General features: G+C 71.7%; 16 protein-coding genes. 8 read left to right on the forward strand and 8 right to left on the reverse strand.

The window, feature by feature from the left end; all coding sequences use genetic code 11:
- The first annotated feature begins 93 nt into the window (after positions 1 to 93).
- Positions 94 to 1,263, forward strand: a complete 1,170-nt coding sequence (locus ACIBJH_RS12785; RefSeq protein WP_399116852.1) for an acyl-CoA dehydrogenase family protein — start codon at positions 94 to 96, stop codon at positions 1,261 to 1,263.
- Between the two features lie 164 nt (positions 1,264 to 1,427).
- A complete protein-coding gene (locus tag ACIBJH_RS12790) occupies positions 1,428 to 1,934 on the forward strand; it encodes a flavin reductase family protein (protein ID WP_399116853.1) in 507 nt (168 codons plus the stop codon).
- A gap of 18 nt (positions 1,935 to 1,952) precedes the next feature.
- Here the strand turns inward: ACIBJH_RS12790 and ACIBJH_RS12795 are convergent, their stop codons facing one another.
- From ACIBJH_RS12795 to lipB, 4 genes are all read right to left on the reverse strand, one after another.
- Positions 1,953 to 2,657: a DUF4191 domain-containing protein gene (locus tag ACIBJH_RS12795; RefSeq protein WP_019075887.1), complete on the reverse strand. Its 705-nt coding sequence runs from the start codon at positions 2,655 to 2,657 to the stop codon at positions 1,953 to 1,955.
- 59 nt (positions 2,658 to 2,716) lie between these two features.
- On the reverse strand, positions 2,717 to 2,917 hold the full coding sequence (locus ACIBJH_RS12800; RefSeq protein ID WP_019075886.1) for a hypothetical protein: 201 nt from the start codon (positions 2,915 to 2,917) through the stop codon (positions 2,717 to 2,719).
- Between the two features lie 242 nt (positions 2,918 to 3,159).
- Positions 3,160 to 4,125 (reverse strand): lipoyl synthase, encoded by a 966-nt coding sequence (gene lipA / locus ACIBJH_RS12805; RefSeq protein ID WP_399116854.1) that lies wholly within the window; start codon positions 4,123 to 4,125, stop codon positions 3,160 to 3,162.
- 105 nt (positions 4,126 to 4,230) lie between these two features.
- Positions 4,231 to 5,028 (reverse strand): lipoyl(octanoyl) transferase LipB, encoded by a 798-nt coding sequence (lipB, locus tag ACIBJH_RS12810; RefSeq protein ID WP_399116855.1) that lies wholly within the window; start codon positions 5,026 to 5,028, stop codon positions 4,231 to 4,233.
- Positions 5,029 to 5,310: 282 nt separating this feature from the next.
- Between lipB and ACIBJH_RS12815 the strand changes: the two genes are divergently transcribed.
- Positions 5,311 to 6,747: a regulator gene (locus tag ACIBJH_RS12815; protein WP_399116856.1), complete on the forward strand. Its 1,437-nt coding sequence runs from the start codon at positions 5,311 to 5,313 to the stop codon at positions 6,745 to 6,747.
- A 73-nt stretch (positions 6,748 to 6,820) separates the two neighbouring features.
- Here ACIBJH_RS12815 and ACIBJH_RS12820 read toward each other — a convergent pair whose 3' ends face one another.
- Positions 6,821 to 8,314: an NAD(P)/FAD-dependent oxidoreductase gene (locus tag ACIBJH_RS12820; protein WP_399116857.1), complete on the reverse strand. Its 1,494-nt coding sequence runs from the start codon at positions 8,312 to 8,314 to the stop codon at positions 6,821 to 6,823.
- A 180-nt stretch (positions 8,315 to 8,494) separates the two neighbouring features.
- The gene (locus ACIBJH_RS12825) at positions 8,495 to 9,391 is read right to left on the reverse strand and encodes a TIGR01777 family oxidoreductase (RefSeq protein ID WP_399116858.1); all 897 of its coding nucleotides are present in this window, start codon (positions 9,389 to 9,391) and stop codon (positions 8,495 to 8,497) included.
- A 73-nt stretch (positions 9,392 to 9,464) separates the two neighbouring features.
- On the opposite strand from ACIBJH_RS12825, the gene ACIBJH_RS12830 reads away from it, so the two are divergent.
- Entirely contained in the window at positions 9,465 to 9,953 is a 489-nt protein-coding gene (locus ACIBJH_RS12830; RefSeq protein WP_399116859.1) for a GNAT family N-acetyltransferase, read from the forward strand.
- 9 nt (positions 9,954 to 9,962) lie between these two features.
- On the opposite strand, the gene ACIBJH_RS12835 is transcribed toward ACIBJH_RS12830, so the two are convergent.
- Positions 9,963 to 11,147 carry a MarP family serine protease gene (locus ACIBJH_RS12835; RefSeq protein WP_200717279.1) on the reverse strand — a complete coding sequence of 395 codons (1,185 nt, stop codon included), beginning with the start codon at positions 11,145 to 11,147 and terminating at the stop codon, positions 9,963 to 9,965.
- Between the two features lie 269 nt (positions 11,148 to 11,416).
- Between ACIBJH_RS12835 and ACIBJH_RS12840 the strand changes: the two genes are divergently transcribed.
- Genes ACIBJH_RS12840 through ACIBJH_RS12850 form a run of 3 tightly spaced genes read left to right on the forward strand, consistent with a single transcriptional unit; the run spans position 11,417 to position 12,851 of the window.
- The gene (locus ACIBJH_RS12840; RefSeq protein WP_399116938.1) at positions 11,417 to 12,175 is read left to right on the forward strand and encodes a peptidoglycan recognition protein; all 759 of its coding nucleotides are present in this window, start codon (positions 11,417 to 11,419) and stop codon (positions 12,173 to 12,175) included.
- 35 nt (positions 12,176 to 12,210) lie between these two features.
- Positions 12,211 to 12,444: a type II toxin-antitoxin system VapB family antitoxin gene (locus tag ACIBJH_RS12845; RefSeq protein WP_399116860.1), complete on the forward strand. Its 234-nt coding sequence runs from the start codon at positions 12,211 to 12,213 to the stop codon at positions 12,442 to 12,444.
- The gene (locus ACIBJH_RS12850; protein WP_399116861.1) at positions 12,441 to 12,851 is read left to right on the forward strand and encodes a PIN domain nuclease; all 411 of its coding nucleotides are present in this window, start codon (positions 12,441 to 12,443) and stop codon (positions 12,849 to 12,851) included. Before ACIBJH_RS12845 ends, ACIBJH_RS12850 begins: the two co-directional genes overlap by 4 nt.
- 23 nt (positions 12,852 to 12,874) lie before the next feature.
- Here the strand turns inward: ACIBJH_RS12850 and ACIBJH_RS12855 are convergent, their stop codons facing one another.
- Positions 12,875 to 14,005, reverse strand: coding sequence for a lipid II:glycine glycyltransferase FemX (locus ACIBJH_RS12855; RefSeq protein WP_399116862.1), 1,131 nt, complete (start codon positions 14,003 to 14,005; stop codon positions 12,875 to 12,877).
- A 191-nt stretch (positions 14,006 to 14,196) separates the two neighbouring features.
- On the opposite strand from ACIBJH_RS12855, the gene ACIBJH_RS12860 reads away from it, so the two are divergent.
- Positions 14,197 to 14,427 carry a hypothetical protein gene (locus tag ACIBJH_RS12860; protein ID WP_399116863.1) on the forward strand — a complete coding sequence of 77 codons (231 nt, stop codon included), beginning with the start codon at positions 14,197 to 14,199 and terminating at the stop codon, positions 14,425 to 14,427.
- Positions 14,428 to 14,432: the final 5 nt, after the last annotated feature.

A 14,432-nucleotide genomic window follows, 5' to 3' on the forward strand; every position in this document is an offset into this window, starting at 1 on the left:
GGGTGACCGTCGGCCGGTCTCGGCCCGGGGTCCGCTCGGTGACCGGCTGTGACCGGGACACTGTCGCCGTTCCCGATGGAAGTGGTGGGCAGGATGGCAGCAGGCGACAAGTCGACGGTCGTGGCCGGGGCGCCGATGGTCGCGGAGATCGCGGCGCGGTACGCGGAGGAGGCGGAGAGTGCCCGGCGGCTCTCGCCGCAGGTGGTCGAGGCGGTGCGGGACGCGGGCTTCGCGCGGCACTTCGTACCGCGGGCCCATGGTGGCGAAGCCGGTGGTTTCGCCGACGTGACCTCCGCGGTCGGCCTGGTGGGGGAGGGCTGCACCTCGGCGGCCTGGGCCGCCTCGCTGGCCGCGTACGCCGGGCGGTACGGGGCGTTCCTGCCCAAGGAGGGGCAGGCCGACATCTGGGCGGACGGCCCCGACGCCCTGCTCGCCGGCGCGCTGATGCCCTCCGGCAAGGCGGAACCGGTCACGGGCGGCTGGCGGCTGAGCGGTGAGTGGAAGTACATCAGCGGGGTGCACTTCGCCGACTGGGCGCTCGCCTGCGCGGCCGTACCCGCCGAGGGCCCCGTCGACCCGGACGCACGCCCCGAGGTGCGGTTCTTCGCCGTGCCGCGGGCCGACTTCGCCATCGAGGACAGCTGGTTCACCGTGGGGATGCGCGGCACCGGCAGCGACACCCTGCTCCTGACCGACGCCTTCGTGCCCGAGCACCGGACGCTGGCCCGGTCGGCGGTCCATGCCGGACGGGCGCCCGCGTCGGACGCGCGCTGCCACCTCGTCCCGATGTACGCCGTGAGCGCGCTGCCGTTCGCCGCCCCGCTGGTCGGCGCCGCCCGGGGCGCGCTGCGGGCCTGGATCGCCCGGACGGGGGCGCGCGTCGACCGCCGGGGACAGGCCGTCGGCGAGAAGCCCTCGACGCAAGTCGCCCTGGCCCGCTCGGCGGCCGAGGTGGACGCCGCCGAACTTCTCATCCTGCGTACGGCGGCGGTGGCCGACGGCACGGAGCACGTCCCGGACGGCGAGGCGGCGGTCCGCGGCGCCCGCGACCTCGCCCTGGCCGTGGAGCTGCTCGTCTCGGCGGTCGACCGGGTCTTCCGCGTCGGCGGCACCTCCGGCCAGTCCTCCTCCGACCCCGTACAGCGCTTCTGGCGCGACGTGAACAGCGCCGCCTCCCACGTCGCCCTCTCCTTCGAGACGACCGGCGCGGCCTACGGCGCCTGGGCGCTGGCTGGCGGGGAAGGGGCGGGGGCCGTGCACTGAGCCGGTCCCGGTTGCCGGTCGGGAGTGGTGACCGCATAGTCGATCTGGAGCCGGGTGACGATCTCGATCACCGTCGGTGAGCCGTGTCCGAGGCCGTCCCGAGGCCACTGAACTCGCGGCGGCCTCCACGAAGGCCCGCAGAGGCCAACAGGTGGTGCACCGTCATGACGGAGCGTCAGGAAGTACTGGAAGCCGAAGCCGCCGTGGAGCCCGAGGACTTCCGGGCCGCGATGGCCCGCTTCCCCTCGGGCGTGGTGGTGGTCACCACCCGCTGCGGGGACGGGACACCGCGCGGATTCACCGCCAGCTCCTTCTGCTCGGTCTCGCTGGAGCCGCCGATGGTGCTGGTGTGCCTGGCGAACTCGGCGGACTCGGCGCCGTCGTTCGAGCGCTGCGACCGCTTCGCCGTGAGCGTGCTGGCCCCGGCCCACCGCCCGCTCGCCGTGCGCTTCGCGACGAAGGGCACCGACAAGTTCGCCTCCGAGGGCCTCGGCCTCAGCCCGGGCGGGCTGCCGACGGTCGAGCGGGCCCTGTCCGAACTGGACTGCGCCGCACACGCACGACACCCGGCCGGGGACCATACGGTCCTGATCGGCCGGGTGACGGGTGTGCGACTGGGGGAGGGGTCCCCGATGGTGTATTACGACCGCGGGTTCAGGACGCTGGCCTGAGTCTCGGCGGCCCGGGGCTCAGCGGGCCTTGCCGCCGCCCTTCGGGAGCTTCATGCCCTTCGGCATCGGGCCCTTCGGCAACGGCATGTTGCTCATCAGGTCGCCCATCGCGCGCAGGCGGTCGTTGGTCGCGGTCACCTGCGGGCCCGTGAGGACGCGCGGCAGCTTCAGCATCGTCGTACGGACCTTCTTCAGCGGGATCTGGCCCTCGCCGGTGCCCACCATCACGTCGTGCACCGGGACGTCCGCGACGATGCGGTTCATCTTCTTCTTCTCGGCGGCCAGCAGGGACTTCACCCGGTTCGGGTTGCCCTCGGCCACCAGCACGATGCCGGCCTTGCCGACCGCGCGGTGCACCACGTCCTGGCTGCGGTTCATCGCCACCGCCGGAGTCGTCGTCCAGCCCCGGCCGATGTTGTCCAGTACCGCGGCGGCGGCGCCCGGCTGGCCCTCCATCTGCCCGAAGGCGGCGCGCTCGGCGCGTCGTCCGAAGACGATCGCCGTCGCGAGGAAGGCGAGCAGCAGGCCGAGAATGCCCAGATAGATGGGGTGACCGAGCAAGAAGCCGATCGCGAGGAAGACACCGAAGGTGACAATTCCGACAGCCGCGAGTACAAGACCGATCGTCTTGTCGGCCTTGCGCGTCATCTTGTACGTCAGGACGATCTGCTTGAGTCGCCCGGGGTTCGCAGCGTTGTCCGCTGTCGTGTCCTTCCTCGCCATGCCACGAGTCTACGTGGCTCCCGGAGCGCCGACGACGGCGGTGTCCGGGGCGAGGGGGTTCAGGAGTGGGAGGTGAGGGACTGTTCCAGGACGAGCTGTGCCTCGACGCGGTCCTTGGCGCGGCGGCGGTCCTCCAGGACGGAGGTCCACGCGTTGCGGCGGGCGGTGCGCTGGCCGCCGCTCATCAGCAGCGACTCGACGGCGCGCAGGGCGTCGGTGACGGACGGGATGGCGGTGGCGCGGACGGGTGCGGCCTGCATCGTGGAGGTCCCCCCTCGGAACGGCTCTGGGTACGGGGCTACATGCTGTAAGTCGAGTGTCACTGTTTGGTGTTACCAGGGCGTGACCGACCGGTCAAACGCCAATGAAGCCTTGATGCGGAGGGCCGAAACGCTGACGCGGCCCTGATGAACGCCCTCAACTGGGAGGACGGTCAGGACCGCGCCGACGACGGGTGCTACTGGTGGGTAGCTGCTTGTGCGCGAATTCACACGGTCTTGGTTCAGACCGCCTGCGAGGCCACGTACGCGCCACGCTTCTCGATCGCCATCTGGTAGAGGCGGCCGGCACGGTACGAAGAGCGCACCAGCGGGCCGGACATGACACCGGAGAAGCCGATCTGCTCGGCCTCCTCCTTGAGTTCGACGAACTCGTGCGGCTTCACCCAGCGCTCCACGGGGTGGTGACGCACCGAAGGCCGCAGATACTGCGTGATCGTGACCAACTCGCAGCCCGCCTCGTGCAGTTGACGCAGCGCCTCGCTGACCTCCTCGCGGGTCTCGCCCATGCCGAGGATCAGGTTCGACTTGGTGACCAGGCCGTAGTCGCGGGCCTCGGTGATGACCTTGAGGGAGCGGTCGTAGCGGAAGCCGGGGCGGATGCGCTTGAAGATGCGCGGGACCGTCTCGACGTTGTGCGCGAAGACCTCGGGGCGGGAGGAGAAGACCTCGGCGAGCTGCTCCGGCACCGCGTTGAAGTCGGGGGCGAGCAGTTCGACCTTCGTACGGCCGCCCTCGCGGGACTCCGTCTGCTGGTGGATCTGACGGACCGTCTCGGCGTACAGCCAGGCGCCGCCGTCCTCCAGGTCGTCGCGGGCGACGCCGGTGATCGTGGCGTAGTTCAGGTCCATCGTGACCACGGACTCGCCCACGCGGCGCGGCTCGTCGCGGTCGAGGGCCTCGGGCTTGCCGGTGTCGATCTGGCAGAAGTCGCAGCGCCGCGTGCACTGGTCGCCGCCGATGAGGAAGGTCGCCTCGCGGTCCTCCCAGCACTCGTAGATGTTCGGGCAGCCGGCTTCCTGGCAGACCGTGTGCAGGCCCTCGCTCTTCACGAGCGCCTGCATCTTCGTGTACTCGGGACCCATTTTCGCCCGGGTCTTGATCCACTCGGGCTTGCGCTCGATGGGGGTCTGGGCGTTCCGGACCTCCAGGCGCAGCATCTTGCGTCCGTCTGGGGTGACTGCGGACACATCGGCTCCCTGTAGCTTCGATTCTTCGGCGTACACCAGGGTACGCCCGTGATTTCAGGCCCCCGTCTTGAGGCCAACCGCAGAGCGGAAAGTCACATTCCCGGGTCAGGCGGTCGCCTTCTCGATCTCCCGGGGCTTCAGATCCGCGTGCTCCAGTACGTCCTTCAGGTGACGCTCGACCACCGGCAGGACCTCGTCGATCGTGACGTCCCGGCCCAGCTCGGCCGCGAGCGAGGCCACGCCCGCGTCGCGGATGCCGCACGGGATGATGCGGTCGAACCAGCGGTTGTCCGGGTTCACGTTCAGCGCGAAGCCGTGCATCGTGACGCCCTTGGCCACGCGGATGCCGATCGCGGCGATCTTGCGGTCCTCGCGGCGCTGCCCGGCGTTCGAGGGCGCGTACTCGGGGCCGTTCATCCGCGGGTCGAACTCCTCGTCGTGCAGCCGGGGGTCGAAGTCCAGGGACAGCCCGCCGATCGACGGCCGCTGCTCCACCGGATCACCCAGCACCCACACCCCGCTGCGGCCCTCGACCCGGCTGGTCTCCACGCCGAACTCCGCGCACACCCGGATCAGCGCCTCCTCCAGGCGTCGTACATGCGCGACGACGTCCACCGGGCGGGGCAGTTTCTGGATCGGGTAGCCGACCAGCTGGCCCGGGCCGTGCCAGGTGATCTTGCCGCCGCGGTCGACGTCGACGACCGGGGTGCCGTCGAGCGGGCGCTCGTTGTCCTGCGTGCGGCGGCCCGCCGTATAGACCGGCGGGTGCTCCAGCAGCAGGACGGTGTCGGGGACCGCGTCCTCGAAGCGGGCCGCGTGCACTCGGCGCTGCTCGTCCCACGCCTCCTGGTAATCGACGGCGTCCGCGCCGAACCCCATCCGGACGAACCGCAACTCACCCACGGCAAGCGCCTCCCTCACAGCACCCACGAGTCGTAAGGCACGAAACATGCCTACGCCACTGTACGACCGACCGCTGACACCCCACCGGGCGGCCGGGACCGTCAGCCCTACGACCAATCCTCACACGATCGGATGAATGCACGTCGGAATGTGCGACGAGCCGCTTACGCTCCGCTACATTCGCGCCGTTCACGAGGCCAAAAGGGCTGCTCACAGGCAATCCGGGCAGCAGGGGTCGCATCGGCCTCTGTGAGGCCCGAAAGGCAGGAGACCGCACCGCAGATGACGGAACGACCCGCGCAGCGCACTCCCAACCGTCAGCTCGCCGCGCTCATCGCAGAAGCGGGGTTCTCCAACGCAGGTCTCGCCCGTCGCGTGGACCAGCTCGGTCTTGAGCACGGACTCGACCTGAGATACGACAAGACGTCCGTCACCCGATGGCTGCGCGGCCAGCAGCCCCGAGGCACCACCCCCGCCCTCATCGCCGAGGTCTTCACCCGCCGGCTCGGGCGCCGGCTCACCGCGCAGGACCTCGGCCTCGACGCCTGCGCGCCGGTGTACGCCGGGCTCGAATTCGCCGCGACCCCCGAGGAGGCCGTCGACATCGTCAGCGGGCTGTGGCGCAAGGACTCCGGCAGCCACGCCGAGCTGCGCAAGATCGCCTTCACCCCGGCCGGTCTCGTCGTGCCCAGCCGGGACTGGCTGATCGGCCGCGCCGACGAGCGGGTCGGCCGCGCCGAACCCGCGAACCGGGTGCCCCCGCAGGGCCGTCCCGCCGTACCCCGCCAGCGCGGGGCGGCCGAACGCGGCCCCGGCCAGAAGGTCACCGGCGGCGACATCTCCGCCCTCCGCTCGGTCGGCGAACTCTTCCGCACCCTCGACAACGCCTACGGCGGCGGCCACGCCCGGCAGGCCCTCGTGCGCTACCTGGAGCACGAGACCGAGCCGATGCTGCGCGGCACCTACGGCGAACAGACCGGCCGCCGCCTGTTCGCCGCGGCGGCCGACCTCACCCGGCTCGCCGGCTGGACCTCGTACGACATCGCCGCGCACGGGCTCGCGCAGCGGTACTTCGTGCAGGCGCTGCGGCTCTCGCAGGCGGCCGGGGACCGGGCCTACGGCTCGTACGTCCTCATGACCATGAGCAGGCAGGCCGTGTACCTCGGGCACGGGCGCGAGGCCGTGCAGCTGGCGCGGGTGGCGCAGCAGGGGGTCGGGACCAGCGCGCCCCCTGTCGTGCAGGCGCTGCTGCACTCCGTGGAGGCGCGGGCGCACGGGGTGCTCGGGGAGGTGCGGGCGTGCACCTCCGCGCTCGTCCGGGCCGAGCGCGCCCTCGAAACGGCACGGGCCGGGGACGAAGTCCCTTACTGGGCACGGTTCTTCGACGAGGCGCAGCTCGCCGACGAGTTCGGGCACGCGCACCGGGACCTGCAGCAGTTCCGGGCCGCGGCGCAGCACGCGGAGCGCTCGCTGCAGTTGCGGGCGCCGGCGTTTGCGCGGAGTCGCCTGTTCTGTCGTGTTGTTCTCGCCTCCGCCCGGCTCGGGCTGGGTGAGCTTGATCAGGCCTGTGCGCTGGGGGCGGAAGCGGCGGGGCAGGCGGCGGAGATGCGGTCGGTGCGGGCGATCGAGTATGTGCGGGACTTCGAGCGGCGGCTTGAGCCGTACAAGGATGCTGCGCCGGTGCGGGGGTATCGCGACAAGGTCGCGGCGTTTGGGTGACGGGGGCTGGGGCGGTGGGACTGCGCGGGTCCGTTGTGGCTGGTCGCGCAGTTCCCCGCACCCCTGGGGCGTTTCAGGCGGCCTGAGTTGTGGGGATCGGGTCCGCCCTGTGCATCGAGCCCGCCGCGCCCAAGTCCGTCAGCAGTGCTTTCGCCGCCCGGTGGCCGGAGTGGAGCGCCCCCTGCACCGTGCTGGTGTCCCGGTGGTCGCCGCACACGTACAGGCCGGCCAACAGGCGTACGGGGCGCCGTAGATCGTGCGGTGGGCGCATCGCCGGGACGGCCGCGGCGGTGTGGTGGACGGCGAGGGTCTCCCAGCGGGTGGTCGGGGTGCGGTAGAGGCGGGACAGGTGGGTGCGTACGGCGGTCTCGACGTCGGGCGGGGGTGGGCCCAGGACCGTCGAGGACACGAGGGCGCGGCCGGCGGGCGCGCGGGTCGGGTCGACCTCGCTGACGATCGCGGTGTGCGCGACCGGGCCGCCGCGGTCGGAGTCCACGAGCAGGGCGGCTCCGGTGGCGGGCGGGTCGTCGGTCGTGTGGTGTACGACGGTCACCTGGTGGAAGTCGGGTACGCGCAGGCCGGGCAGGAGTTCGGCCGCCGCGTGCGCGTCCGTCGCGACGAGCACCGCCCGGCAGCGGATCTCGCCGTGTTCGGCGGTGGTCACCGAGGTCGTCGATACGGCGGTGACGCGCACGCCGGTGTGCACGGTGCCCGGCGGCAGCGCGGCGGCCAGCACCTCGGGCAGCATCTCCGCGCCGCCCTCCGGCAGGCACAGCCGCCCGCCCGCGAAGGCGCGCAGCGCGAGGTCGGCGCACCGGCTGGAGGTGGTCAGCTCCGGGTCGCAGAGCAGCGCGGCGAGCAGCGGGCGCAGGAACCCGTCGATGGTCCGCGCGGGCACCCCACGCGCCGCGAGGGCCTGCCCGGCGGGCAACTCGGGCCGGGACAACAGCCGTTCGACCGGCGTCGCCGCGAGACGCGTCAGCGCGGCTCCGAGCCGGGCCTGGTCGACGGGGCCGCCGAGCGGGGCACCGGTCCGCGGCCTGGGCACGGCGGCGACCCTCCGGGCGTCCACGGGGCGGTCCTTGAGAGTGGGGCCGCCCCAGGAGGAGTCCGTACGGTCCCTGAGCGTCGTCCCGCGTCCGGGAGAGCCTGTCCCACCCCGCGCCGACCCCGTCCGTACCCGCGGTACCGCCCCCACCCTGGGGGCGCTCGCCAGGGCGCGTACCGCGTGGAGTGCGCCCCATGCGCTCCCTCCGGGCGCCGGGGTGCCCGCGCGGTGGTGGCGGCCGTCGCTGTGGAGGAGGACGCCCGGGGCGAAGGGGCGCAGGACCAGGGCGTCGAGGCCCGGGGTGAGGCGCAGTTCGGGGTATGACGTGGACAGGAGCTGTCCGATCCGGTCGAGCCGGAAACCGTCGACCTTCTCGGTCGACATACGGCCGCCCACGTAAGGGGCGGCCTCCAGGACTGCGGTCGTTACTCCTGCGCTGATCAGCCGATGAGCCGCGGCGAGTCCGGCGACCCCGGCTCCCACGACGACGACATCCGCCTGGTACGCGTGCTCAAGCACGTGCCCCTCCTCAGGGTTGCGCGGCCGGCGGAAGCCTCATGCCCCCAACAGCCTCCAGGGATACCCGAGTTCGGGTCGAGGTTAGGGCCGTGATCGGTCAAGGGAAGTCGCGCATACGCAGGGCACGGTCGCACGGCGGTCGCATACGGTCGCCGTGCGTCATCATCGGGCATACACCCTTTACAGCGCCGCCCGGATCGCCCCCTCGATGTCCGGGAACGCGAAGGTGAACCCCGACTCCAACAGCCGTTTCGGCAGCACCCGTTGACTCCCCAGCACATCCCCCGACATCTCGCCGAGCACCAGCTTCAGCGCGGGCGCCGGCACCGTGAAGAGGGACGGGCGGTGCAGCACGCGGCCCATCGCCGCCGCGATCTCACGGTTCGTCAGCGGGTTCGGGGCGGTGAGGTTGAACGGTCCCGACAGGCCCTCGGTGTCGATGAGATGCCGGATAGCCGCGACCTCGTCGTGCAGCGCGACGAACGACCAGTACTGCCGCCCGTCGCCGAACCGCCCGCCGACACCCGCCTTGAACAGGGGGAACAGCTTGGCCCACGCCCCGCCGTCCTTCGCCACGACCAGGCCGGTCCGCGCGAACACCGTCCGCACGCCCGCCTCCTGCACGGGCGCCGTCGCCTCCTCCCACTCCACGCAGAGGGAGGGCAGGAAGCCGTCCCCGGGAGGCGCGTCCTCGTCCACGGCACGCTCGCCCGTCTCGCCGTAGAAGCCGATCGCGCTGCCGTTCACCCACACCCGCGGCGGCCGGTCCAGCGCCGCCACCGCCTCCGCGAGCGCCGCCGTGCCGAGCACGCGGCTGTCGCGGACCGTCTTCTTGTAGGCGTCCGTCCAGCGATGGTCGCCGACGCCGGCACCGGCCAGGTTGACCACGGCGTCGCATCCGTCGAGCGCCGCCGCGTCGACGTACTCACCCTCGGGGTCCCAGCACACCTCGTCGGCGCCCCGGGCGGCCCGCCGCACCAGGCGCACCACCTCGTGACCGTCCGCGGTCAGGGACCGCACCAGTGCGCTGCCGATCAGACCGGAGGCGCCGGTCACCGCGATTCGCGAGCGTTCCATGGCGTCCATCCTGCCTCGTTGATCCATAAAAACCCCATGAGGACGGCACCGCCCCCGCCGTACTCTGGCTCATATGTCCGAGCCGAACATACGCACCGCCCTGCCCGACGACGACGAGGAACTCGGCGCCCTGGACCGTGCGACCTGGTCGTACCTGCACGCGGTCATGCCGCGCCCGCAGCCGCCGTACGGCCCCTTCTTCGACGAGCGGCACACGCCCGAGGACCATCTGGTCGCCGAACTCGACCGGCGGATCGTCGGCTACATCCGGCTGGCCTTTCCCACCCCGCTCGCCTGCAACGCGCACGTCCGGCAGATCCAGGGGCTCGCCGTCGCCGAGGAGGCGCGCGGGCGCGGGGTCGGCCGGGCGCTGATCCGGGCCGCCGTCGAGGAGGCCCGGCGGCGCGGCGCCCGACGGCTCACGCTGCGCGTGCTCGGGCACAACACCCCGGCGCGGAAGCTCTACGAGGCCGAGGGCTTCACGGTCGAGGGCGTGCTGCCGGAGGAGTTCCTGCTCGACGGGGAGTACGTCGACGACGTGCTGATGGGCCGGTCCGTGTGACCTGGTGGTTCATGACGTGACCAGGTCGCCCGTGTCGACCTCCGCCGTCGCGGTCGCGGCCCGCTGCGCGTCCCCGGAGACCTCGTCGGCCGTCAGCACGTACCCCGTCTCGTCGTCCGAGGTGGAGCGGGCGAAGACCACGCCGTAGACCTTGCCGCCGGTCGTCAGGAGCGGGCCGCCGGAGTTGCCGGGGCGGACCGTGGAGCGGATCGAGTAGATCTCGCGGGTGACGGTCCCGTCGTTGTAGATGTTCTGCCCGGTCGCGTTCACCCGGTTGGCGACGGTCGCCGCCTGGAGGTTCAGGTCACCGTCCTGCGGATAGCCCGCGACCACGGCCGAGTCGCCGCGCGAGGCGCTGTCGTCGAAGCGCAGGACAGGTGCCTTCAGCCCCGGCACGTACAGCACGGCGACGTCCTTGTTCGGGTCGAAGAGGACGACCCGTGCCTCGTACGACCGCCCGACCCCGCCGATGCGGACGGTCGGGTCGTCGATGCCCGCCACCACGTGCGCGTTGGTCATCACGTGCTGCGGCGCGTACACGAAGCCGCTGCCCTCGCGGCCCTGGGTGCCCGAGGAACCCTCGATCTTGACCGTGCTCCGCTTGGACGCGTTCGTCGCCGCCGCCGTGACGCTGTCGCCGGTGGGCTTGGCGACCTCGGCCGTCGACTCGTTCTCGAACGGGTTGAAGACCTGCGGGAAGCCCGCCTCCGTGAGCGCGGAGGTGGCCCGCGAGAACCACGCGGGTGTCGTGTCCGGCATCAGCTTCTGCACGCTGCCGAGCAGCGTCGAGTCCCGGATCGCCGTCGTGACCAGCGCGGACGAGGACGCGCCCAGGACGCTCGCCGCCACCCACGCCACGATCATCACCGCCACCGAGTTCGCCGCCGCTCCGCCGATCCCGTCGGCCACCCGCAGCGGTCCCCGGTCCAGCTCCTTGCGCAGCTTCAGCGCCAGCCGCCCCGCCAGTTCGTGCCCCACCACCGCCGGGACCAGCACGGTGAGCACGGCGGTCACCGTCGCCGCCGTCGTCCCCGGTGTCACCAGGTCCATCACCCACGGCAGCACCCACACACCGACCACCGCACCGCCCACGAACCCGGCGAGCGACACACATCCGGCGACGAGGCCGCGCCGGTACCCGGACGCCGCGTAGGCGAGGATCACCAGCAACAACAGCAGGTCGAGCAGGTCCACGGAGCCGCCTTTCTCTCGGAACCCTTAGTACGCGAGGAACGGGCCCACTGATCAGTCACGCGCGCGTGGCCCACGGGAAGCCACCACGCGTGCGTGTACCCCCAGAAACGTGCCGGACCAGGACGATGGTTCCACCGGGTGGCACAGCACACATCGCGGGCGGAGCGTTTCCGGCCGAGAGTGTGATCATGCGTGTTCTGAGAAGAACGCCGGGTGCGCGACGACGCCGGCGACGGGTGCGGATACCCCGCGTACCCCGTCCCGCGCTCGTGCTGCTGGCCTGCCTCCCCGGTCTCGCCGCCGTCCTCGTGCTGGCGCTGTGCGCCAACGGCATCGGCCGCCGTGCCACGGCCGCCGTGCACGCCCCCGTCGCGGCCCGCCCCGCCGCGCTCCGGCACACCGCGCCCCAGCCGCGCATCGTGCCCCGCTCCGCCTGGCTCGACGCGCTCTCCCGGCACGCGCAGCCGCCGCCGCGCTACGACGACAAGGTCGTCGCCGTCTTCGTCCACCACACGGATTCGCCGAACGGGTACGACTGCGCGGACGCGCCCCGCATCATCCGGTACCTGTACGCCGGGCAGACCGGTGTCCGGGACTGGGACGACATCGGCTACAACTTCCTCGTCGACCGGTGCGGCACGATCTACGAGGGGCGGGCGGGGGGTGTCGAGCGGGCGGTCACCGGGGCGCACACGCAGGGGTTCAACCACCGTACGGCGGGGATCGCGGCGATCGGGACGTTCACCTCCGGGATGGTGGTGCCGAAGGCCATGACGGATGCGATTGCTGCGCTGACGGCGTGGAAGTTGGGGCTCGCGGATGTCGACCCGCGCGGCAAGGCGCGGCTGGTGTCGAGCAACAGCCTCAGTCGGTACCGGTCTGGTACGACCGCGGTCCTTCCCGCTCTCGCGGGGCACAAGGACGGGTACATGACGAGTTGTCCGGGGGCGGCACTCCTGTCCCGCCTCCCGGCCATCAGGGAGCGGGCGGCGAGCCTCCAGGGCAGGCATGTTGGTGATGTACCGTAGTCATGTACATCACCAATATGGATGAGGTGGGTGCCGTGACCGTGACCCAGATCGACCTCGATGACGAGGCGCTCGCCGAAGCCATGCGGCTCATGGGCACCACGACGAAGAAGGAAACGGTCAACGCGGCCCTGCGGGACTATGTGGCACGGATCAGACGCCTTGAGGCCGCCGAGCGACTGGCCGAACGGGGAGCGCGCGGCGAGTTCGAGCAGGCTTCGGCCGCGTACGACGCGGTGAAGCGCGCGCGGCGGGCCGCCTTCGAGTGATCACGTATCTGCTGGACACGTCGGCGCTGTGGCATCTGTCCCGCACACCGGGAGCGCTGCGGTCGTGGGAGAGCCACATCGCCGCCGGGATGTTCCACATCTGCGAGCCCACGCGTGCCGAGTTCCTCTTCTCGGCCACCGGCCCGGCTCATCGGGACGATCTGGCCGATGAGTTGGACACCCTCTGCCCTCTCTCGCCGGTGCCCAAGAACGCTTGGCGCTGGGTGGACACCGCCCAGTACAAGCTCACGCAACAGGGGCGGCATCGCGCGGCCGGGGTGATCGACCTGGTTGTCTGCGCCACGGCGGTTCACCACGGGCACACCGTCCTCCATGTCGACAACGACTTCGCCACCGTGTCCGGCGTGCTGAAGGAACTCCACCAGCGGGACGCCCGCGAGGTGTGACCGGCGGAAGGCGCCGCACGGTTTCATCTCCGCCCGAGATACACCCCCAACGCCCGCTGCAGCATCTTCCCCTGGGTGCCCACCGGGCGTTCCCATTCGCCCAGGTACTCCACTGCCTGGCCGCCCGCGCCGGTTTTGAAGAGGAGGCGGCCCACCAGGCGGTCCTCGGCCACCAGGGACGGGGTGATGGAGCGGAGGTCGTAGGTGTCGGCGCCCGAGTCCAGGGCCTCGCAGAGCATGCGCCACAACAGGATGCTGCTGGGGCGGAGTTCGCGGCCCCGGCGGCCGGACGCGGGGTAGGAGTGCCAGACGCGGGGGCCCACGCCGATCATGAGGGCGGAGGACAGGACCTCGTCGTCGTACTCGGCGAGATAGATCCGCATCCGGTCGGACTCCTCGGCGTTGAGCGCCTGCCACATGCGCCGGAAGTAGTCCAGGGGGCGGGCCTTGAAGCCGTCCCGTTCGGCGGTGGCACGGTACAGGCGGTGGAAGGCCGGCAGGTCGTCGGCCGAGCCCCAGAAGACCCCGACACCGCCCCCCTCGGCGGTCTGCAGGGACTGCAGCCAGTGCGGGGCGAGGCCGCGGCGCAGTTCGTCGACCGACCGTCCGGTCAAGGGAATTCGGCAGCCGTAGCGGGGCTGTCCGACCCCGAATCCGCTGTTCTCGTTCTCCTTGCAGCGTCGCCAGCCGAGCCGTTCGAGACGGTCCGCCGCGTCCAGCGCGTAGCCGTCGATCCCGTCCGTCGGCAGGTCCCGCAGATGCCGTACGGCGGGGTCGGCCACGCCCGCCGCGACGGTGGCCGCGTCCCAGTGCCGGACCACGAGGGGCGGGCCGATGCGGACCGAGAAGGCGCCCCCCTTCTCCAGGTACGCGAGGAGCGGGTCCAGCCAGCGTTCGAGGCGCTGGCTCCGCCAGTCGATCGCGGGGCCGTCGGGGAGGTAGGCGAGGGAGCGTCCGGTGCCGGGGAACGCCCGGTACAGCACGAGGGCCGCGGCGACCAGCGCGTCCCCTTCGAACCAACCGACGCTCTCCGCCGTCCAGTCGGGCTTCACGTCGGCCCACTCGGGGATCTGCAGATGGCTCGCATCGGGGTGCAGCCGCAGATGGGCGAGGTGTTCCTCGCGGGTGATCCCCTTCACGTACGGGCTGGTCATGGGCACGACGCTCCTGTTCGGCGGCGGCCACCGTAAGCCGGGCATCACGGCACGGGTCAAGACCTCAAGTCTGTGAACTGCGCCAACACTTGGCGGCGCCGCGCTCACAGGTTTCTCGCAGGCAACTCACCGGGTCCACCGAAGCAAGCTCCCTATCGTCATGAACACGCACTGACAGGGAGGTGGGGAACATGAACAGCAGTCACTCCAACACCACGGAGAAGTCGGCCGGTTGGGCCAAGTCCGCCCGCGGGCCGTGGGCCGTTGTCTGCGCCGTCGCTACCGTCATCCTCGGCCCGGCCGCCGTCACGGCCTCCGCGCTCGACCAGGCCAACGCGGCCCCGATGCACCACGCGGTGCGGGCCGACCAGAACCAGGCCTACATCCCGACGGACACCTCACGGCGCCGGACCGCCGCCTGACCTCG

Origin of the sequence: Streptomyces sp. NPDC050548, assembly GCF_044457385.1 — a bacterium.
Lineage (GTDB): Bacteria > Actinomycetota > Actinomycetes > Streptomycetales > Streptomycetaceae > Streptomyces.